General features: G+C 73.2%; 17 protein-coding genes. 10 read left to right on the top strand and 7 right to left on the bottom strand.

Going from position 1 to position 19,798, the window contains the following annotated elements; genetic code table 11:
* Nucleotides 1–193: 193 nt before the first annotated feature.
* Nucleotides 194–445, top strand: a complete 252-nt coding sequence (locus tag SCAB_RS24250; RefSeq protein WP_013002706.1) for a membrane protein — start codon at nucleotides 194–196, stop codon at nucleotides 443–445.
* Between the two features lie 32 nt (nucleotides 446–477).
* On the opposite strand, the gene SCAB_RS24245 is transcribed toward SCAB_RS24250, so the two are convergent.
* Both SCAB_RS24245 and SCAB_RS24240 read right to left on the bottom strand, forming a co-directional pair.
* Entirely contained in the window at nucleotides 478–1,104 is a 627-nt protein-coding gene (locus tag SCAB_RS24245; RefSeq protein WP_041669570.1) for an HAD family hydrolase, read from the bottom strand.
* Nucleotides 1,105–1,335: 231 nt separating this feature from the next.
* On the bottom strand, nucleotides 1,336–2,391 hold the full coding sequence (locus tag SCAB_RS24240; protein WP_013002704.1) for a membrane protein: 1,056 nt from the start codon (nucleotides 2,389–2,391) through the stop codon (nucleotides 1,336–1,338).
* A 216-nt stretch (nucleotides 2,392–2,607) separates the two neighbouring features.
* On the opposite strand from SCAB_RS24240, the gene SCAB_RS24235 reads away from it, so the two are divergent.
* Nucleotides 2,608–5,205 (top strand): helicase C-terminal domain-containing protein, encoded by a 2,598-nt coding sequence (locus SCAB_RS24235; RefSeq protein ID WP_013002703.1) that lies wholly within the window; start codon nucleotides 2,608–2,610, stop codon nucleotides 5,203–5,205.
* A 218-nt stretch (nucleotides 5,206–5,423) separates the two neighbouring features.
* Nucleotides 5,424–5,609 (top strand): hypothetical protein, encoded by a 186-nt coding sequence (locus tag SCAB_RS24230; protein ID WP_013002702.1) that lies wholly within the window; start codon nucleotides 5,424–5,426, stop codon nucleotides 5,607–5,609.
* On the opposite strand, the gene istB is transcribed toward SCAB_RS24230, so the two are convergent.
* Nucleotides 5,593–7,038: an IS21-like element helper ATPase IstB gene (gene istB / locus SCAB_RS24225; protein WP_041669568.1), complete on the bottom strand. Its 1,446-nt coding sequence runs from the start codon at nucleotides 7,036–7,038 to the stop codon at nucleotides 5,593–5,595. The genes SCAB_RS24230 and istB overlap by 17 nt on opposite strands.
* Before the next feature lie 112 nt (nucleotides 7,039–7,150).
* Here istB and SCAB_RS24220 point away from each other — a divergent pair, with 112 nt between their 5' ends.
* Both SCAB_RS24220 and SCAB_RS24215 read left to right on the top strand, forming a co-directional pair.
* Nucleotides 7,151–7,609, top strand: a complete 459-nt coding sequence (locus SCAB_RS24220; protein WP_013002700.1) for a PPOX class F420-dependent oxidoreductase — start codon at nucleotides 7,151–7,153, stop codon at nucleotides 7,607–7,609.
* 311 nt (nucleotides 7,610–7,920) lie between these two features.
* Nucleotides 7,921–9,561: a DNA repair helicase XPB gene (locus tag SCAB_RS24215; protein WP_013002699.1), complete on the top strand. Its 1,641-nt coding sequence runs from the start codon at nucleotides 7,921–7,923 to the stop codon at nucleotides 9,559–9,561.
* Nucleotides 9,562–9,726: 165 nt separating this feature from the next.
* On the opposite strand, the gene SCAB_RS24210 is transcribed toward SCAB_RS24215, so the two are convergent.
* Nucleotides 9,727–9,924 (bottom strand): hypothetical protein, encoded by a 198-nt coding sequence (locus SCAB_RS24210; RefSeq protein WP_037722794.1) that lies wholly within the window; start codon nucleotides 9,922–9,924, stop codon nucleotides 9,727–9,729.
* 343 nt (nucleotides 9,925–10,267) lie between these two features.
* On the opposite strand from SCAB_RS24210, the gene SCAB_RS24205 reads away from it, so the two are divergent.
* The gene (locus SCAB_RS24205) at nucleotides 10,268–12,328 is read left to right on the top strand and encodes a HelD family protein (RefSeq protein WP_013002697.1); all 2,061 of its coding nucleotides are present in this window, start codon (nucleotides 10,268–10,270) and stop codon (nucleotides 12,326–12,328) included.
* A 117-nt stretch (nucleotides 12,329–12,445) separates the two neighbouring features.
* On the opposite strand, the gene SCAB_RS24200 is transcribed toward SCAB_RS24205, so the two are convergent.
* Complete coding sequence (locus SCAB_RS24200; protein ID WP_013002696.1) at nucleotides 12,446–13,702, bottom strand: trypsin-like serine peptidase; 1,257 nt, start codon at nucleotides 13,700–13,702, stop codon at nucleotides 12,446–12,448.
* A gap of 465 nt (nucleotides 13,703–14,167) precedes the next feature.
* Here SCAB_RS24200 and SCAB_RS24195 point away from each other — a divergent pair, with 465 nt between their 5' ends.
* Nucleotides 14,168–14,953, top strand: coding sequence for an NPP1 family protein (locus SCAB_RS24195; protein WP_013002695.1), 786 nt, complete (start codon nucleotides 14,168–14,170; stop codon nucleotides 14,951–14,953).
* Between the two features lie 26 nt (nucleotides 14,954–14,979).
* Here SCAB_RS24195 and SCAB_RS24190 read toward each other — a convergent pair whose 3' ends face one another.
* Nucleotides 14,980–15,507, bottom strand: coding sequence for a RipA family octameric membrane protein (locus SCAB_RS24190; protein WP_013002694.1), 528 nt, complete (start codon nucleotides 15,505–15,507; stop codon nucleotides 14,980–14,982).
* A 142-nt stretch (nucleotides 15,508–15,649) separates the two neighbouring features.
* On the opposite strand from SCAB_RS24190, the gene SCAB_RS24185 reads away from it, so the two are divergent.
* Complete coding sequence (locus tag SCAB_RS24185) at nucleotides 15,650–16,786, top strand: hypothetical protein (RefSeq protein ID WP_158512259.1); 1,137 nt, start codon at nucleotides 15,650–15,652, stop codon at nucleotides 16,784–16,786.
* Nucleotides 16,787–16,810: 24 nt separating this feature from the next.
* Here the strand turns inward: SCAB_RS24185 and SCAB_RS24180 are convergent, their stop codons facing one another.
* Nucleotides 16,811–17,509 carry a copper homeostasis protein CutC gene (locus SCAB_RS24180; RefSeq protein ID WP_013002692.1) on the bottom strand — a complete coding sequence of 233 codons (699 nt, stop codon included), beginning with the start codon at nucleotides 17,507–17,509 and terminating at the stop codon, nucleotides 16,811–16,813.
* Between the two features lie 185 nt (nucleotides 17,510–17,694).
* Between SCAB_RS24180 and SCAB_RS24175 the strand changes: the two genes are divergently transcribed.
* Both SCAB_RS24175 and SCAB_RS24170 read left to right on the top strand, forming a co-directional pair.
* Entirely contained in the window at nucleotides 17,695–18,378 is a 684-nt protein-coding gene (locus SCAB_RS24175; RefSeq protein ID WP_013002691.1) for an HD domain-containing protein, read from the top strand.
* Nucleotides 18,379–18,526: 148 nt separating this feature from the next.
* A complete protein-coding gene (locus tag SCAB_RS24170) occupies nucleotides 18,527–19,783 on the top strand; it encodes a Cmx/CmrA family chloramphenicol efflux MFS transporter (RefSeq protein WP_013002690.1) in 1,257 nt (418 codons plus the stop codon).
* The last annotated feature ends 15 nt before the right edge of the window (nucleotides 19,784–19,798 follow it).

Here is a 19,798-nt window from a genome sequence, read left to right as displayed (position 1 = left end):
GTCTGTCCTCGTCCTCGTACTCGTCGGAAACTGCGTCTGAAAAGTGTTCTGAAGGTGTTCTCGGTGTGCGCAAACTGCTCTGGACAGCACTGCAGCGGGTCGCCGGACCCGCCGGTCCCCAGCCTATTGGTCCGGGGGCGGGTGACAAGACGTCGGCCGACTGTTCCCTCGCGCTGGGAACTACCCTGGTCGGGTGCGTGACAAAACCCAACCGAATTCCGCCGAACCCGGTGACCGGCTGATCCGTGCCGGGGCGATCGTGTTCTTCGTCGGCGCCGTGGCCACCCTGGTCACCGTGGCCCCGCTCTTCCTCGGGACGGAGCCGTTCCCGACCTACATGTTCGTCCTGAGCATGCTCATGGGCGTCGGATTCCTCATCGCCGGCGCGGGAGTGCTGCAGTCCGTCGCGGCGGGGCGCAGAAGGGCGCGCGAGGCACGTCCCTGATGCCCTGCTCCTGATGCTCTGCTCCTGATGCTCTAGGGGCGGTGGTGGCCCGTGAGCCACGCGGGGAACGCGGTCAGGTCGGCCAGGACGACGTCGGCACCGGCCTCGCGCAGCTCCCGCTCGTCGCAGGGACCGGTGGCCACGGCGACCGCGTACGCCCGGGCGGTGCGGGCGCCTCGTACGTCGCCGGTGTGGTCGCCGACGTAGACGCTCGCGCCGTGCTCGCGCAGCGCGGCCGCCTTGGCCTCGGCCCAGAGGTCGCCCACCACGACGTCGGGCTCGATGCCGAGGTGCTCCAGGTGCAGCTTGGCGTTGGGTTCGTACTTGGCGGTGACCACGATCGCCCGACCGCCGGCCGCCCGGACCGCCGCGATGGCCTCCGGCGCGCCCGGCATCGCGGGGGTCGCCGCGATCGCGATCGCGGGGTACATCGCGCGGTAGAGGTCCGCCATCGCCGGGATGTCCGCGGCCGGGAACCAGCACGCCAGCTCGTCCGCCAGCGGGGGGCCGAGGCGGGTGATCGCCAGGTCGGCGTCTATGTAGGTGCCCGTCCGCGCCGCCAGCGCCTCGTAGCAGGCGTGGATCCCCGGCCGCGAGTCGATCAAGGTCATGTCGAGATCGAACCCGACGGTGAGCGCGCGAGAAGTCATACCGCCCATTGTGGGGCGAGGGGTGCGCGGGGAAGCTCGGGGGTGCGTTGTCGGGTGCGGGTCCGGTGGGGGCTGGTCGCGCAGTTGCCCGCGCCGCTAAAGGCATCGGGCCCCTGCGGGCCTGAAAAGCGGGGCGCAGCCCTTGCTTTCAGGGGCGCGGGGAACTGCGCGAGAAGCCCCACGCACCCGCACCCGCCCACGAACCCGCACCCGCACCCGCACCCGCACCCGCACCCCGACTCACCGGGGGCGTTGCGAGCGCCAGAGCAGATACGCGGCCGAGGACACCGCCGCGATCCGGAGCATCCAGGGCCACGCCTCCGCCAGCGCCGCGTCCATGTGGCCCTCGGCGATCGGCTCGCCCCAGCGTCCGTCCGTACGCCCCCACAGCCACACGACCCCGCCCGCGGCCACCGCCCCGGGAATGCCCATGACCGCCCACTTCGACTCGGCGGGCGTCAGCCTCCGTGACAGATAGGCGATCAACCACCCGAGCCCCAGCGGCACCAGGCTCCCCATGACCGCTCCCGCGACCAGCAGCACGGCGGCCAGCAGCAGCAGCGGATTGCTCCACCCCGCGCCCGAGGCCCGCAGCCGAGGCAGCCGCAGCCGTCGCCGCCGTCCGCCGTCCTCCTCCGTGACGACCGCCGCGGCCGCCGCTTCCTTCTCCTTCTCGGCGGCCCCGCGGACCGCCTCCCCCTCGGCCTGCACCGGCGGCGGCTTCAGCAGCTCGGGAATCTCCACACCGCCGACGAACCCGGGAACGGAGTCCCCCAGCCCGAACCCGATGTCCGCGCCCGCGGGCCCCCCACCGCCGCCGACCCGCCACCAGTCGGGCTGTGCGTCGCCGTCGCCCAGCTCGTGCAGCGGGGCGAGATGCGGCGGGGCGGCACCGCCGGCCGGGGGCGGCGGGGTGCCGGCGTCGGCGGAGCGGGGGCGCGGGACGACCCTCCGCAGCCCCCGGGACAGCCCCTTGGCCTGCTCCCCGGCGTCGTCCGTGCCGTCGCCGTCCGCCCCGGTCGCCCGCTGCACCGGCACCGCGGCGGCCCGGGGCTCCGGTACGTCGCCGGGCGCCCCGGCCGCCTCGACGACCTCACCCGGCGTACCCAGCCGGGCGATGATGCGGCGCACGGCGGCCGGACTGTCGACGGGCGCCTTGGCCCGCCGCCGGTCGATCTCGTCCCGCAGCCCCGCCACCAGACGCATCCGCGTCGCCGACGGCAGCTGCCGCTGCTGAGCCAGATCACCGACCCGGCTCAGATACTCGTAGACGACCTGGTCGCTCTCAATCCCCACGAAGCCCCTCCGGGGTTGGCGCGCGTGCTTCCTCCCGACGGTATCGCTTCCGCATGCACGGGAACCGCGCCCGGAGGGCAGGGGCGCAGCCCCGCCTCTCAGGGGCGCGGGGAACTGCGCGAGAAGCCCCACCGGGCCGCACCCGCCGACGATCCGACCGCCCCCACCCCCTGAGGCGCCCCGGCCCGGCGGAGCCCAGGCGCTAACGTTGGCCGGATGAGCACCGAGGAGCACACCCCCACGGAGGCGGCGCCTGCCGGTGGAGCCCCCCGTTCGCTGGCGGAGGCGCTGCGCGGGCGGGACGACCGTTCGCTCGCCGTGCTGCTCCGGGCGCGGCCCGACCTCATCACGCCCGTGCCGACCGACCTGACCCAGCTGGCGACCCGCGCGGGGACCCGCGCCTCGGTGGTACGGGCCCTGGAGCGCCTGGACCGGTTCGCCCTGCAGACCGCGCAGGCCCTGGCCGTGGCGTCCGACCCGGCGTCGTACGGCGAACTCGCGGGGCTGCTGGCCGGTGACGAGGGTGACCCGGCCGTCGCCGCCGCGCTGCCCCACGCGCTCGGCACCCTGCGCGACCAGGCTCTCGTGTGGGGCCCCGAGGACCGGCTGCGTCTCGTGCGCACGGCCCGGGAGCTGCTCGCCCCCTCCCCGCAGCACCCCTCGCCCACCGGTCTCGGCCCGACCGTCGCGGAGGCCACGGCGGGCATGTCGCCGGGGCGGGTGCAGGAGATCGTCGCGGAGGCGGGGCTGGCCAGCACCCACGACTCGGTGTCGGCCGTCGCCGCCCTCGCCGGGCTGTTCCGGGACCGCCGCCGCATGGCCGCGCTCCTCGCCGCCGCGCCCCCGGAGTCGCTCGACGTCCTGGCGCGGCTGGTGTGGGGGCCGCCGTACGGGCAGGTCACGGCCAGTCCGGCGGCCCATCTGCGCTGGTTGCTGGACCGGGGTCTGCTGCTGCCCACCGCCCCCGGCACGGTCGTCCTGCCGCGCGAGGTGGCTCTGCATCTGCGGGCGGGCCGGGCGCACCGGGAGGTGCGGCCGCTGCCGCCGCCGGTGGAGGCGTCGGGCGCGCACCGTCCGCAGGTGGTGGACGCGACGGCGGCCGGTCAGGCGTACACCGCGCTGGCGACCGTGGAGGAGCTGCTGAAGGACTGGGACGAGGGCGGGCCGGGCGTCCTGCGTGCGGGCGGGCTCAGTGTGCGGGACCTGAAACGCACCGCCGCGGCCCTGGACCTGTCGGAGCAGACCACCGCGTTCTGGGTCGAACTCGCTTATACGGCGGGGCTGTTGGCGTCGGACGGCGAGGCCGACGAACGGTACGCCGCGACCCCCGCGTACGACGAGTGGCTGGAGTCGCCCGCCGCCGAGCGCTGGGCGCGGCTGGCCACGGCGTGGCTGTCGGCGACCCGTACGGCCGGGGTGATCGGCGAGCGGGACGCCAAGGACCGGACGTTGTCGGCGCTGGGCCCGGGTCTGGACCGTTCGGCCGCGCCCGAGGTGCGCCACCGGGTCCTCGCGCTGCTGGCGGGGCTGCCGGAGGGCACGTCGGCCGCTCCTGACTCCGTGCTGGCCCGGCTGCACTGGGAACGCCCGACCCGTGGCGGCCAGCAGCCCCCGTCGTCGGCGTCGCAGGCCCGTCAGGGGGACGATCTGCGGGCCCGGATCGCCCGGTGGACCCTGTCGGAGGCCGAGTCGCTCGGGGTCACCGGGCGGGGCGCGCTGTCCTCGCACGGCCGCGCGCTCCTCGGTCTGCCGCACGAGGAGGCGGCCCCCGCCGACCTGCCGGAGACCCCCGGCGACCGGCTCCCCGCCCATCACGTCCCGCTGCCGCACCCTCCGGCGCCCTCCCCCGACCCGGTCGCCGAGCGGGCGGTGGCCGCCTCCCGGGCCGGGCGGCTGCTCGCGCCGCTGCTGCCCGAGCCGTTGGACCACGTGCTGCTGCAGGCGGACCTGACGGCGGTGGCTCCCGGTCCGCTGAAGCGGCCGCTGGCCGACGCGCTGGGTGTCCTGGCGGACGTGGAGTCGAAGGGTGGCGCGACGGTGTACCGGTTCACGCCGGGGTCGGTGCGCCGGGCGCTGGACGCGGGCCGGAGCGCCTCCGACCTGCACGACTTCCTGACCGCGCACTCCCGTACGCCGGTCCCGCAGCCGCTCGCGTATCTCATCGACGACGTGGCCCGGCGCCATGGGCAGCTGCGGATCGGCGCGGCGTCGGCGTACGTGCGCTGCGACGACGACGCGACGCTCAGCGAGATCCTCGCCGACAAGCGCTCGCAGGGGCTCGGGCTGCGGCGGCTGGCGCCGACGGTGCTCGCCGCGCAGGCGGACCCGGCGACGCTGCTCGACGGGCTGCGGGCGATGGGGTACGCGCCGGCCGCCGAGTCGGCGGAGGGGGATGTCCTGATCACCCGGGCCCATGCCCGTCGCACCCCGCCCCGCACGGCCCCGGAACCCGTCCCGGACGGGCCTCCGGCGCCGGACGACACGCTCCTGGGCGCCGCGATCCGTGCCATTCGCGCCGGTGACCTCGCCTCCACCGCGCCCCGCAGGACGACGGGGGAGCAGGAGCCGTCCGGCACTCTGCCCCGCACGGGTTCCGCCGAGACTCTCGCGACGATGCAGGCGGCCGTCCTCACCGGCGAGGCGCTGTGGATCGGCTACGTCAACGCCGAGGGCTCCGCCAGCCAGCGTGTGATCGCCCCGGTCCGTGTGGAGGGCGGCTTCGTGACGGCGTACGACCACACGGCGGACGAGGTGCGGACGTTCCCGCTGCACCGGATCACGGGCGTCGCGGAGCTGGCGGACGACGCGACCTGAGGGGCCGGGGCAGCCGTCCCGCCTCCGACCGTGTTGATCAAGCCGTTTCCCGCCCCTCACTCGGACGGGCGTACGCCGGAGTTCATGCAGGCCACCGGGTGATTTCCCCCGGACGGGCGGTCGGGCGGCGGTGTGCGCATCGGGGGGCGGGCGGCGGGGCAGCCACCCTGGGTCCGATCGAGATCGACTCCCTGCGCTCGAAAGGCCCACCCGTACGCATGCGCCCCCTCGCCACGCTCGTCTCCGCCCTGGCCGCCGCCCTGGCCGCCGTCGCCCTGGTGGGTGTGCTCGGCTCCCCGGCGGCGGCCAACCCGCCCCTGCCCCTCCCCGAACTCGGCACCCTGGTGGGCGAGGGCATCGGTGTGGAGGGGCCCCTGATCCAGAACGTCAGCCTGCTGAAGTAGCGCGGCCGACCCGGTAGCTGTCCCCTTCGAGGCGGACGATCTCGGCGTGGTGCGCGAGGCGGTCGACGACCGCGGGGGCGGCCCCGCCGAGGATCTCGTCCCAGCGGCCGAGCGGCCGGTCGCTGGTCACGACGAGCGAGGCGCGCTCGTAGCGGTGCGCGATCAGCTGGAAGACCAGTCGGGCGGTGTCCGTGTCGAAGGGAAGGTAGCCGACCTCGTCGACGATCAGCAGGGGGCAGGCGTCGAGCGCGGTCAGTTCCTCCGCGAGCCTGCCCTCGGCCCGTGCCCCGGCCAGCCGTGCGGCCCACTCGGTGGCGGTCGCGAACAGCACCCGGTGCCCGGCCTGGCAGGCGCGTACGCCGAGCCCGATCGCCAGGTGCGTCTTGCCGGTGCCGGGGGCGCCGACGAACACCACGTTCCGTCCGGCGGCCATGAAGTCCAGCGTCCCGAGCCGGGTCAGCACCCGGCGGTCGAAGGAGGACGGGTGGCCCGTGTCGAAGTCCTCCAGCAGCTTGCGCGCCGGGAAGCCGGCCGCCCGCACCCGCCCCTCGACCCCGCTCTCGGCCAGGGACGGCGTGGGCCGGGCCTCGTACGGCACGATGCGGGCCCCGCCCCGGGTGAACCGGGTCCCGGGGGCGGAGACCCGGCCGTCGTCGGTCAGGTGGTTCTCGTACGAGGCTGCCTGGGCCGGGATCGGCAGGGTTCCCCGGCGGAGGGCGGAGGCGGCCGGGCCCTTCGGCAGCTCCGGTCCCGCCGATGGCGTGGACTCGCCGGTCTCGTCCCGGAACTCCGTGGGCTCCGCCGGCACCCGCGGGCCCGGCACGAACGGCTTCGCGGTGCCGGACGGGCCGGGGTGGGAGCAGCCGTGGGCCTTGTCGTCGCGGAGCATCGGCCCCGACATGTACGCCAGGAGCACCGCGGAGGCGATGAAGGCCATGTGGATCACCGTGCCCCAGAGCAGGGCGTGGTGCGAGGTGTGGTGGACGTCCACGAACATCTGGAGGAGGTGGACGGAGGAGATGCCCACGATGGCGGTGGCGAGCTTGACCTTCAGCACGTTGGAGTTGACGTGCGAGAGCCATTCCGGCTGGTCACGGTGGCCCTGGAGGCCGATGCGGGAGACGAAGGTCTCGTAGCCGCCGACGATCGTCATGATCAGGAGGTTGGCGATCATGACGACGTCGACCAGTTTGAGCACGGCGAGCATCACGTAGGTCTCGGTGGCGCTGCCGCCCACGCACCTGACGATTAACGTCCACAGCTCGTTGAAGAACTTGTAGACGTAAACCCCCTGGGCCGCGACGAGGCCGAAGTACAGGGGTGCCTGGAGCCAGCGGGTGGCGAACAGGGCGTAGCCGAGCGTGGTGCCCTGCGGAGAGACGGACGGGGTGACCGGGTCTGCCGGGGTGGTTGGCTGCACGGTGCACATTCTTCGGAATCAATGCGGCAAATCTGAATTCCAGCCACTCATCGGAATGAATAGACATCTCATAAGATCGGGATCGGGAAATGACGGGACGGCCGCGGATGTTGATCACGTCATGACTCAAGGACCTTCGCCTCGCCCCCTGTCCGACGAAGCCCTCTCCGCCCTGCTCGGCACGCAGCAGTTCGGCACGCTCGCCACCGTCAAGCGCAGCGGCCATCCCCACCAGACCACCATGCTGTACAGCTGGGACTCCGAGGCCCGCATCGTGCGGTTCTCCACGACGGCCGACCGCGTCAAGGTCGGGCACCTTCGGCGCGACCCGCGTGCCTCACTGCATGTGCAGGGCGGCGACGTGTGGTCGTTGGCCGTGGCCGAGGGCGAGGCCGAGGTCTCCGAGATCACGACGGCTCCGGGCGACGCGGTGGGCCGGGAACTGCTCGGCATGGTCCCGCAGGCTGCGAAGCCCGAGAACGAGGACGCTTTTCTGGAGCAGCTGGTGGCCGAGCGCCGGCTGGTCATCCGGCTGAAGGTGGACCGGCTCTACGGCACGGCACTCGACATCAACGGCTAGGACGCGTCAGGCCCGTACCGGTCACGGCCGCTCGTCGGTGTCCGCGACCGGCACGGTCGCGTGCGGGCGGACGGCGGGTCCGCCTCCCTCGCGGCGACCGTGCCGCGTGTCGTGCGCCACGCTTCGCGCGCCGCGCGCCGGGATTCCGGCGAAGTCGTCTCGCCGGTTTCGCGCGATAGGCGAACATGGAGAGCGGCGCGCATCCCCGGCGCGCCGGCCGGGACGCCCTTCCGGCGTCGGGCGCGGGGCATAGCCCGTGCGGTGACAGGTGTTGCTTCTGTCATGAGACGACCTTATCTCCGGAGGTATGTGTGTCCTGCTTGATCGTCCAGTCCGACAAGACGCTGCTCCTGGAGGTCGACCACGAGCAGGCGGACGCGTGCCGCCGGGCCATCGCGCCGTTCGCCGAGCTTGAGCGGGCGCCCGAGCACATCCACACCTACCGGGTGACCCCGCTCGGCCTGTGGAACGCGCGGGCCGCCGGGCACGACGCCGAGCAGGTCGTCGACGCGCTGGTGCAGTACAGCCGCTACCCGGTGCCGCACGCGCTCCTCGTGGACGTCGCCGAGACCATGGACCGCTACGGCCGCCTCACCCTCTCCAAGCACCCGGTGCACGGTCTCGTCCTCACCACCACCGACCGTCCCGTGCTGGAGGAGATCCTGCGGTCGAAGCGGATCACTCCGCTCGTCGGCGCCCGGATCGACCCGGACACCGTCGCCGTGCACCCCTCCGAGCGCGGGCAGGTCAAGCAGACCCTGCTGAAGCTGGGCTGGCCCGCCGAGGACCTCGCCGGCTACGTGGACGGCGAGGCCCACCCGATCGAGCTGGCCGAGGACGGCTGGGCGCTGCGCCCCTACCAGAAGCAGGCCGTGGAGAACTTCTGGCACGGCGGCAGCGGCGTCGTCGTCCTGCCCTGCGGCGCCGGGAAGACGCTGGTCGGAGCCGGGGCCATGGCGCAGGCCAAGTCGACCACCCTCATCCTCGTCACCAACACCGTCTCCGCGCGGCAGTGGAAGCACGAGCTGATCAAGCGGACGTCGCTGACCGAGGAGGAGATCGGCGAGTACAGCGGGACGCGCAAGGAGATCCGGCCGGTCACCATCGCCACCTACCAGGTGCTGACGACCCGCCGGAAGGGCGTCTACCCGCACCTGGAGCTGTTCGACTCCCGTGACTGGGGGCTCGTCGTCTACGACGAGGTGCATCTCCTTCCCGCTCCGGTCTTCAAGTTCACCGCCGATCTGCAGGCACGCCGGCGGCTCGGGCTGACGGCGACGCTCGTCCGGGAGGACGGGCGGGAGTCCGACGTGTTCTCCCTCATCGGGCCCAAGCGGTTCGACGCCCCCTGGAAGGAGATCGAGGCGCAGGGCTACATCGCGCCCGCCGACTGCGTCGAGGTCCGGGTGAACCTGACCGACTCCGAGCGGCTCGCCTACGCCACCGCCGAGCAGGAGGAGAAGTACCGCTTCTGCTCCACGACCGCGACGAAGCGGAAGGTGGCCGAGGCGATCGTCCGCCGCTTCGCGGGGCAGCAGATCCTCGTCATCGGCCAGTACATCGACCAGCTCGACGAGCTGGGCGCCCATCTGGACGCGCCGGTGATCAAGGGCGAGACCAGCAACGCCCAGCGCGAGAAGCTGTTCGACGCGTTCCGGCAGGGCGAGATCAACGTACTGGTGGTGTCGAAGGTCGCGAACTTCTCCATCGACCTCCCGGAGGCCACGGTGGCCATCCAGGTCTCCGGCACCTTCGGCTCCCGCCAGGAGGAGGCCCAGCGTCTCGGCCGCGTCCTGCGCCCCAAGGCCGACGGCCACCAGGCGCACTTCTACTCGGTGGTCGCCCGGGACACCATCGACCAGGATTTCGCCGCCCACCGGCAGCGGTTCCTCGCCGAGCAGGGGTACGCCTACCGGATCATGGACGCGGACGAGCTGCTGACGGAGGGCTGAGGGCGCGGACGGGGCGGCCGCTGCTGCCGGGGCGCCGAGGACCGGGCCGCCTTGAGTGCGGGCAGCGGGAGCCGGGGTCGTCGGGCGGCACAGGCAGGAGCGATCGCCCCGTGCCGGGCGCGGGGCGCGGCGGGACGGGCGGGGTACGCGGGGTGAGGCCGGGCCTCACCGGCGGCGTATGCCCGCCTCCTCCGCGTACTCACCGAGCACGATCACGCCGAAGGCGGCGCTCGCGAAGACCTTGACGGCGCGCAGGGCGTCGGCGAGGCGGTGACGGTTGTGGTGGTCGTCGAGGCCGGTCGCGCCGGACGGCGGACCGGGTCGGCCGGAGGCCGAGGCGGGGATGAACGTCGCTGCACTCATGTCTCCATGGTGGAACGTCCGCCTGTGGATCGCGTCGGTCTGCGGAGTGAACCCGCTGAGTCCCCGGCTCACTCTCAGGTCTGGGCCGCCCCTCGTACCCGCGACGTACTCACCCCCTAGGGGTACCGCCGGGAAACGCGTTGGCCCTGGCCCCCCTCCCTCACCTACACTCTCCGCTCTTGCCCGCCTCCCTTCCGTGGAGCGCCGTCGCCCGGACGGAAACCGGTCGGCCACCGCCACAGGCAGAACACCGCCCTCAGGCACACCGCCCTCACGCACACCGCCGTCAGGCACGCCGTGCGGGCGGCACCCCTAGGTCCCGTAGGCCCCCGGAGGCACCCCCTTGTCCGCGCACCCCACCGCCGACCCGACCCACCCGGCCGACCCCCTCTCCCGAGAGCGCTCGCACCTCGCCGCGTCCCGTTCCGCACTGCGCGCCATGCGGGAGGACGCGGAGGCGCTGGACATCAAGGACGTCACCGCGAACTGGGTGAACGCGGAGGTGCTGGCCCGCCAGATCGCGGAGCGGATCAAGTCGCTGGCCGACCTGAGCCACACCCCGCTCTTCTTCGGCCGTCTCGACTACCTGCACGCCCCCGGCGCCGACCGGGCCGAGGGCGCGGCCGGGGAGCGGTTCTACATCGGGCGCCGTCATGTGCACGACGCGGACGGCGACCCGATGGTGATCGACTGGCGCGCCCCCGTCTCGCAGCCGTTCTACCGGGCCTCCAGGACCGATCCGCTGGACGTCGGCCTGCGGCGGCGTTTCGGGTACACCGGCGGCGACCTCACCGCCTACGAGGACGAGCACCTCTCCGACCCCGCCGAGGCGGCCACCACCAGCAAACTGCTGCAGCAGGAGATCGAGCGGCCGCGCGTCGGTCCGATGCGGGACATCGTGGCGACCATCCAGCCGGAGCAGGACGAGATCGTCCGGTCCGACCTCGCCGGCTCCCTCTGCGTCCAGGGCGGCCCCGGCACCGGAAAGACCGCCGTCGGCCTGCACCGCGTCGCCTACCTCCTCTACGCCCACCGCGAGCGCCTCGCCCGCACCGGCACCCTCGTCATCGGGCCGAACCGCTCCTTCCTGCACTACATCGAGCAGGTCCTGCCCGCGCTGGGCGAGCTGGAGGTCAAGCAGGCCACCGTCGACGACCTCGTCTCCCACGTCGAGGTGCGGGGCACGGACGAGGCACCCGCCGCCGTCGTCAAGGGCGACGCCCGCATGGCCGAGGTGCTCCGCCGGGCCGTCCGCTCGCACGTCACCCTGCCCGCCGAGCCCGTGATGGTCGTCCGGGGTTCCCGTCGCTGGCGCGTACCGGCGTACGAACTGGAGGACATCGTGCGGGAGTTGCTGGAGCGGGACATCCGCTACGGGGCCGCCCGCGAGGCCCTGCCGCAGCGGATCGCGCACGCCGTGCTGGTGCAGATGGAGCGGTCCGGGGAGGCGCCCGACGACCGGGTACAGGACGCGGTGGCCCGCAACACCGCCGTGAAGGCGGCGGTCAAGGCGATGTGGCCGCCCGTCGATCCCGCCAGACTCGTCCTGCGACTGCTCTCCGACGCGGACTTCCTCGCCGCGCACGCGGACGGGATCCTCACGGGCGACGAGCAGAAGACGATCCTGTGGGCGAAGCCGGCGCGGAGCGTGAAGGCGGCCAGGTGGTCCGCCGCCGACGCCGTGCTCGTCGACGAGGCCACCGACCTGGTGCAGCGCACGCACTCCCTCGGGCATGTCGTCCTCGACGAGGCGCAGGACCTCTCTCCGATGCAGTACCGGGCGGTGGGGCGCCGCTGCACGACCGGGTCCGCGACCGTCCTCGGCGACCTCGCGCAGGGCACGACCCCCTGGGCGACGCGCAGTTGGGAGGAGGCTCTGACGCACCTCGGCAAGGCGGAGGCCCATGTGGAGGAGCTGACGGCCGGTTTCCGCGTCCCGACCGACGTGATCACGTACGCCTCCCGGCTCCTTCCGCACATCGCGCCCGGTCTGACGCCGGTCGCGTCGGTCCGTGAGAACCCGGGCTTCTTCGACGTCCGTCCGAGCGCGGGCGACGCCCAGGTCGTCGCCGCCTGCGAGGAGTTGCTCCGCAACGAGGGGTCGACCGGGCTCATCGCCGCCGACGCCCGTGTCCCCGCGCTCGCCGAGGCGCTGACGGCGGCCGGGATCGGCTTTCTGGCGCCGGGCGAGGAGACGACGTACGAGACCCGGCTCACCCTGGTCCCGGCCTCACTCGCCAAGGGCCTCGAGTACGACTACGTCGTCCTGGACGAACCCCGGGCGGTCGTGGACGGCGAACCGGACGAGCGCACGGGCCTGCGCCGCCTGTACGTGGCGCTCACGCGAGCGGTGTCGGGCCTGATCGTGACCCACACGGGCCCGCTGCCGGAGCAGCTCGGCTAGCCGGCGACCGTACGTGCGCGCGGTGCGGGCACGCGCGCGGCGGCCCCCGGCGACCGAGGTCGCCGGGGGCCGTGGTGGGCGCGGCCGTGGTGGGCGCGGGCCGTGGTGGGCGCGGGCCTACTTGAACTTGTTGCTGGTCGCCAGGTAGACCTGCTTGGCGTTCTTCCCCAGGCGCGGGCCGGTGATGAACGTGGAGCGGTCGCTCAGGGAGTTGTTGGAGACCAGGTAGGTGCGGCCCTTGTGGCTCATGAACCAGGGGCCGCCGGAGGCACCGCCGTTCATGGTGCAGCCGACCATGTACTGGGCCGGGTAGTCGCTCGGGTAGCCGTAGCCGAGGACGAAGCGCTTGGTGGCGCCCTGGCAGTGGTACATCTTCGAGCCGTCGTACGGGGCCTCGGCCGGGTAGCCGCGGACCTTCATGTTCTTGACCTTGTTGGCGGCGGGGGCGTTGAACCACACCGGCAGGGCCGAACCGACGCGCTCCTCCAGGGACTTGGCGCCCTTCTCCGGCTTCATGTGCAGGACCGCGTAGTCGTACGCGGCGGCCACGGTGCCCTGGCTGGCGGCGCCGCCCTTGATCCAGGTGCCGGAGGTGGTGGCCCAGTCGGCCCAGGCGAGCCCGTACGGGGAGACGTTGGTGGCCCGGTAGTCACGGGACGCCTGGTTGATGTCCAGCCGGCCGGTGTCGTTGAAGGAGGGGACGAAGGCGATGTTGCGGTACCAGCCGCCGCCCTTGCCGGCGTGCACGCAGTGCCCGGCGGTCCACACGAGGTTGGACTTGCCGGGGTGCGCGGGGTCCTTCACGACCGCGGCGGAGCAGACGCTCGACCCCTGGGGCGTGGTGAAGAACAGCTTGCCGACCGGGGCGGCGTTCTTGTGGTAGGTCGCCTTGACCTTGGCGGCCTGCTGCCTCTTGACCTTGCCGTCGGGCAGCCAGACCTGGGTGGTCTTGCTCCCGCCGGCGGCCGTGTTGCCCGCCTCGGCGATCGTCGGCAGGTCCGGCAGGTTCTCCTCGGCCTCGGCGATGCGCTCGGGCGTCCAGAAGTCCTGGATGTACGGGTTGGCGAAGTCCTCGGCCCTGGAGGCCCAGTCACCGCCGAAGTCCTGCCAGCCGCCGTCCTTCCACTTCCGCAGCGCGTCACCGGTGAGGTCGGTCGGCACGCCCTTGGGGAGCTTGAAGCCGCCGACGGTGGTGTCACCGCCGCTCTCGTTCTCGCCGGTGTCGATGCCGTCGCCCGCGTCGGCTTGCGCGGTCGTCGAGCCGGAACTCTTGGCCCCGCTCTCGTCGGTCTTGCTGCAGGCGGTGCTGGTGACCATGATCGCGGCGATCACGGCGGCGGCGGCCGTGAGGCCGCGGCGGCGTATGAATGGCATGGAAGCCCGTCCCCGTGGTGTTGAAGCGCTTGTCATGCCCCGGCTTAAGCGGGGCGGAGACCACTATGCCCGCGGGCGGGGGCGGAACGATCTCCGAGCCGCTCTCCGCGGCGAGTTCGCACACAACAACTACGAGGCGGATATCTGCCCGTGATGTCCCCGCGCGGTGACGTCCGACGAACGGGGCGCGGCGGCGCAGGGGGCGCGGCGGCGTCCGGCGTACGAGGCGCGGTGAGGTCCCGCGTACGGTCGCGTCGGCGTCCGGCGTACGGGGCGCGGCTCACGGGTAACGCACAGGATCCGCCCGGTGATTGATTTTTCATCACTCCGACCCCGCCTGCCTCTTGCGCACTACCCACGAGTACGGCGAATCTGACCTGCGCATGCCACTTCGAGCAGGTCGGCATGCCCCCACCCCGGCTCCCGGCCGTTCACCCCCGCGCCGCGGTCCATCAGGAGGTCGCAGTGAAGACAGGTTCACGCACGCGTACTTCGCGTCGTTTCCGCAGATCCGCCGTCACGCTCGGAGCCACCGTCGCGCTGGTCGTCGGTGTGGCGGGCAGCGCGCACGCGGCGCCGCCCAGCGCGCTCCCCGCCAACGCCGAGGCGCTGGAGAAGACGTGGCAGCCCGCGTACGACTACGACACGGACGGCTGCTACTCGACCCCCGCGATCGGCCCCACGGGCACCGTCAACGGGGGCCTCAAGCCGTCCGGTTCACTCAGCGGGAGCTGCCGGGGCGCCTCCGCCCTGGACAACACCAACGGGTACTCGCGCTACAAGTGCAACAACGGCTGGTGCGCGATCATGTACGACCTCTACTTCGAGAAGGACCAGGCGGTCGCGGGCAGCGGTATCGGCGGCCACCGGCACGACTGGGAGCATGTCGTCGTCTGGGTGCAGAACGGCACGGCCCAGTACGTCTCGACCTCCAACCACGGCGGCTTCACGGTGCACGCCGCGTCGTCGGTGCGCTGGGACGGCACCCACGCGAAGATCGTCTATCACAAGGACGGCATCCGCACGCACTGCTTCCGTCTCGCCGGCTCCAACGACGAGCCGCCGGAGAACCACAAGGGCACCTGGCAGTACCCCCCGCTCGTCGGCTGGAACGGCTACCCGGCCGGCGTCCGCGACACCCTGGTCGCGTACGACTTCGGCAGCGCCAACTTCGGCCTCAAGGACGGCAGTTTCGCCTCCAACCTCAGCAAGGCGATGCCGTCGGGAATCGCGTTCGACCCGAACGCGTAGCGGACAGCGGAGTACGGGTCGGTGCCCTACAGCACCAGCGCGAGGAAGCCGACCCCGTAGGCGGCCACGAACAGGGGCGGCACCCCCTGTTCGAGGCGGGTCAGGGGCATGTATCTGCGCCAGTCCTCGCCCTCCCCCAGCTCCGCCCATTCCGCGCGGGAGTAGGCGTACGCGGGCAGCCGGCTCTCGAAGGCGCCGATCACCGCCCATTTCGCCGCGTTCAGCTGGCGGTACGAGCGGACCATCAGGTACCACGCCGCGCACTGCCCGACGAGGATAAGCAGACCGGCGAGGAGCAGCCACGCGGACACCCTGCCCGGACGCGGACCGAGGCCCGCGACCATGGCCGTGGCGATCGCGCTGTTGAGGGAGAGGAAGAAGGTGTTGGCGGCGCCGCGTCGCGCGCTGACCCGGTCGGCCGTCTCGACACAGAGCTTGTACTGCTCGAAGAGCATGCCCAGGTACGCGGCGTTGGCAGGCGCGTACCCGGCGGGGACCGTGTAACTGCCGGGTTCCACGTCCGAGTTCCACAGGGACTGGTTGAGGTCTGCCACCGGGTCATCATGGCCGCCGGGGAGCGGGCGGCGGCGAGGGCCGCCGGTACGTGCCACGAAAGAGCGAATCCGGGCCGGTATCGCCGGTCGACCGTGATCGTTCGATTGCGGGTGGCCAGGGCCCTCCGGTCTGGTGGCTTCCATGACTGATCACCACGGTCCGCCCGTACCACCCGTGCCGCCCGCGCCGCCCGCGCCGCCCGTCCCGCCCTCCCCGCTTCCGCACCCCGGCCTTCCGCCCCTCGGGATGCCCCGCCGACGCCAACGTCCGCTGCTCGGCTGCGGGTTGCGGCTCGTCGGGCTGGCCGGGACCCTCTGCGGCGTGCTGCTCGTCATCCCGGCGGCGAACCGGCTGAACACCGTCTTCGTCCCCGTCCCCGGCGAGCCCGTGCTGCGCAACGTCCTGATCGTCCTGGGCATCGGACTCTGGGGCGCGGTGTCGCTGACGGTGGGCCTGCGCCTGCGGCGTCAGGGGCGGCGCCATCACGTCCGGGTCGTCCGCACGCTCGACGAGGCCAGGAGCGAACCGTACGTCCTCTACCTGCGCCCCTTCGCGGAGGACGTCACCGGCACGGCGATGCGGCACGCGTTCAGCCGGTGGACGGGGACGGGCGGCGCGCTGGTGAGCGGCAGTTCGCTCACCCTGGAGGAGGGGGTGTGCCGGACCTTCCGCGGCTTCGGACGTCCCCTCGCCGTGGGAGAGCCCGACGAGGCGCTCCCGCTGCCCGGCTCGCGCCGCCTCTATCTCCCCCTCGGGGACTGGCAGCCCACGGTCACCTCGCTGATCACGGACGCCCGCCTCGTCCTGCTCGTGGCCGGCACCAGCGCGGGCACGCTGTGGGAACTCACCGAGGTGATGCGCCTGCGCCGCCCCGAGTCCGTGCTCGTGCTGCTCTACGGCGACCGCGAGGGGACGGACCTGCGGCAGGAGTACGACCACTTCCGGCTCGCCGCCGAGTACGAACTGATCGAACGGCAGGCGGAGTTGCGCGAGGTCCACGGCCCCGACTGGCAGCCGCCCGCCTTTCCTCCCCTGCCCGGCTTCCGGCACCCGGACCGGCTGAAGTGGGTCCCGCTCATGCAGGCCGTCATCCGCTTCCGCGCCGACTGGACGCCCGAGATCGTGCTCATCGACCCCACGGCGGTCAGCGCCTGGACGCACGAGGGACGCCTGCGCAAGATGACCCGCGGCCAACTCGTCCCTCTCCTGGCCCGGTTGCGGGAGGACCTCGGCGACACGGGACGCGGCCGGACCACACTGCCCTCGCACGGGCGGTGACCGGCGGCTCCGGCCGCCGTCACGTCACCCGCCGCGCGTGTCCAGGGCCGTACGCCACGTGCGTACGGCGTCGGCGGCGACCGGGGCGGCCCAGCCCTGCGGGCGGGCGGCGCCTCCGATGTGGAAGGCGTCCACGCGGGCGGCGCGCAGGCGCGGGAGGTGGTCGAGACGCAGACCCCCGCCGATCATCAGGCGCTGGGTGTAGCCGGGGTCGCCGCGCCGCGCGGCCTCGGCCAGCAGCACCGGGAGCCCGTCGTCGACCCCGTCCGCCGAGCCCGCCGTCAGGTACGTGTCCAGACCCGGCAGGTCCGCGAGCTGCTTGCGCAGGGCCTCCCGGTCGGCGGCGCGGTCGATCGCCCGGTGGAACGTCCACGCGCGCCCGTCCAGCTCGGCGACCACCCGCTCCACCGCGTCCAGATCGGGCCCGCCGTCCTCGCCCAGGAACCCGAGCACGAACTCCGCCGCCCCGGCCGCCCGCAGCTCGCACGCCACCCGCACCAGCGCGTCCACGCGGCCCGCCGCGAACCCGTCGGCGAGCCGCAGCATGACCCGTACGGGGACGTCGACGGCGGCCCGCACCTCCACGAAGGTCGCGACGGCCGGGGCGAGCCCGTCGGCCCCCATGTCCGCGACCAGCTCCAGCCGGTCGGCACCACCGGTCTGGGCGGCGACGGCGTCCTCGGCGTCGAGGGCGATCACCTCCAGAAGCGCGCGCGTGGTCATGGGGCCCCTTCCGTCGGGCTTCGGCTTCATGTGACGACTACAGGTCTGGTCCAACAGGTCTAGTCCAATTTACCAAGAAGGGGAAGCGAAGGACGAGGCCGTCTCGTCCGCCCCCCCGACGAGCCCCCCGTCCACACGGCCAGGCCCGCCCCCAGACCCGGCCACGACCACGGCACAATGCGTCCATGCCCGACCCCGAGAAGCCCGAGACCCCCGAGGCCCTCCGCGAGGCCCTCCGCCAGCGCTGGCTCCCCGTGCTGCTCGCCGCCCGCGGCGGGGCCCCCGGTCCCGCGCCGGAGCCGTACGCCGACAACCTGATCGAGCGGTGGGCGGAACCCCAGCGGAAGTACCACACCCTCGATCACCTCACGGCGGTACTGGACCGGGTCGAGGTGCTGGAGGAGTACGCGGCGGACCCGGATCTCGTACGGCTGGCGACCTGGTTCCACGACGCCGTGTACCTGCCCGACCGGTCGGAGAACGAGGAGCGGTCGGCCCGGCTCGCCGAGCGGGCGCTGACCGAGGCCGGGGTGCCGGCGGAGAAGGTGGCGGAGGTCGCCCGGCTGGTGCGGCTGACGATCACCCACGATCCGGCCGACGACGACGCCGACGGGCAGGTGCTGTGCGACGCGGATCTCGCGATCCTGGCGTCGCCGCCGGAGGCGTACGCCGCCTATGCCGCCGCCGTGCGCGAGGAGTACGGGTTCGTGCCGGACGAGGCGTTCCGGGAGGGCCGGGCGGCGGTGCTGCGCCAACTCCTGGACCTGCCCCGGCTGTTCAGGACGCCGTACGGGGAGCGGGAGTGGGAGGGCCGGGCGCGGAAGAACCTCCGCACCGAACTGGCGGCCCTGACGGAGCCGGCCGGGTAGGAACGGAAGGCGCGCGAACCTTCCCCGGACCGCCGGACAGGGAGGTACGAGGACCAGGCAGGCCGGCCGGACAGGCAGGCAGGCAGGCAGGCAGGCAGGCAGGCAGGCAGGGGGAATGCGGCCCGCCGGTCCTCGGTTCCCCCTGTATATGTCTTCTCCCGCCGCCGCTCCGGACCCCTCCGCCCGCTTCCGCATACCCCTGTCCGTCTACGTCCTCGGCCTCGCCGTCTTCGCGCTCGGCACCAGTGAGTTCATGCTCTCGGGGCTGCTGCCGCCCATCGCCGAGGACATGCACGTGTCCATCCCCCGGGCGGGGCTGCTGATCTCGGCCTTCGCGATCGGGATGGTGGTCGGGGCGCCGCTGCTGGCGGTGGCGACCCTGCGCCTGCCCCGGCGTACGACGCTCGTCGCGCTGATCACGATCTTCGGGTTCGGGCAGGTCGCGGGCGCCCTCGCCCCGAACTACGGCGTCCTCTTCGCCTCCCGCGTCGTGAGCGCGCTCGCCTGTGCCGGGTTCTGGGCGGTCGGGGCGGCCGTGGCCGTCGCGATGGTGCCGGTGAACGCGCGGGCGCGGGCGCTGGCCATCATGATCGGCGGGTTGTCGATCGCCAACGTGCTCGGGGTGCCGGCGGGGGCGTTCCTCGGGGAGCACTTCGGGTGGCGTTCGGCGTTCTGGGCGGTGGCGGTCGCCTCGGCGATCGCGCTCGTCGGGGTCGTGACCCTGGTTCCGGCCATTCCCCGGCCCGAGGAGCTGCCCCGGCTGGGGCAGGAGGTCCGGATCTACCGCGACCGCCAGGTCTGGCTGACGATCGCCGTCGTGGCACTCGCCGCCGGGGGTGTCTTCTGCGCCTTCAGCTATCTCGCGCCGCTGCTCACCGACGTGGCGGGGCTGGACGGCGGATGGGTGCCGACGGTTCTCGCGCTGTTCGGGATCGGCGCGCTGATCGGCACGGCCATCGGGGGCCGGATCGCGGACGCGCACCTCTTCGGGGTGCTGATCAGCGGCATCACCGCCTCCACCGTCTTCCTCGTCGCCCTGGCCCTGCTCGCCCAGTACGCCGTGGCCGCCGTCCTGCTCTCCTTCCTCCTCGGGGTGTCCTGCTTCTACACCGCCCCGGCGCTCAACGCCCGGCTGTTCAACGTCGCCGGTGCCGCCCCGACCCTGGCCGGCGCCACCACCACCGCCGCGTTCAACCTCGGCAACACCGGCGGCCCCTGGGTCGGCGGGGTGGTCATCGACGCGGGGTTCGGGTTCGCCTCCACGGCCTGGGCGGGCGGTGCCATCATGGCGGCCGCGATCGGCACCACCGCCGTGTCGCTGCGCCTGCACCGGCGCACGCGGGCCTCCCGGCTCGTGGCCGGGAGCGGTGACGGCGCCGTAAATCCAGTACGTACGGACGTCTGACGCCGCCTATCCTCG

It is taken from the genome of Streptomyces scabiei 87.22, assembly GCF_000091305.1.
Taxonomy (GTDB): Bacteria; Actinomycetota; Actinomycetes; order Streptomycetales; family Streptomycetaceae; genus Streptomyces; species Streptomyces scabiei.
This window is presented reverse-complemented; position numbering and strand designations above follow the sequence as displayed.

Bases quoted from the DNA above. Each gene is read 5' to 3' on its own strand.
- SCAB_RS24245 (WP_041669570.1), bottom strand. From the start codon at position 1,104: ATGGGCGGTATGACTTCTCGCGCGCTCACCGTCGGGTTCGATCTCGAC.
- SCAB_RS24235 (WP_013002703.1), top strand. From the start codon at position 2,608: ATGAGCACCGAGGAGCACACCCCCACGGAGGCGGCGCCTGCCGGTGGA.
- SCAB_RS24230 (WP_013002702.1), top strand. From the start codon at position 5,424: ATGCGCCCCCTCGCCACGCTCGTCTCCGCCCTGGCCGCCGCCCTGGCC.
- istB (WP_041669568.1), bottom strand. From the start codon at position 7,038: ATGTGCACCGTGCAGCCAACCACCCCGGCAGACCCGGTCACCCCGTCC.
- SCAB_RS24220 (WP_013002700.1), top strand. From the start codon at position 7,151: ATGACTCAAGGACCTTCGCCTCGCCCCCTGTCCGACGAAGCCCTCTCC.
- SCAB_RS24210 (WP_037722794.1), bottom strand. From the start codon at position 9,924: ATGAGTGCAGCGACGTTCATCCCCGCCTCGGCCTCCGGCCGACCCGGT.
- SCAB_RS24200 (WP_013002696.1), bottom strand. From the start codon at position 13,702: ATGCCATTCATACGCCGCCGCGGCCTCACGGCCGCCGCCGCCGTGATC.
- SCAB_RS24185 (WP_158512259.1), top strand. From the start codon at position 15,650: ATGACTGATCACCACGGTCCGCCCGTACCACCCGTGCCGCCCGCGCCG.
- SCAB_RS24180 (WP_013002692.1), bottom strand. From the start codon at position 17,509: ATGACCACGCGCGCGCTTCTGGAGGTGATCGCCCTCGACGCCGAGGAC.
- SCAB_RS24175 (WP_013002691.1), top strand. From the start codon at position 17,695: ATGCCCGACCCCGAGAAGCCCGAGACCCCCGAGGCCCTCCGCGAGGCC.
- SCAB_RS24170 (WP_013002690.1), top strand. From the start codon at position 18,527: ATGTCTTCTCCCGCCGCCGCTCCGGACCCCTCCGCCCGCTTCCGCATA.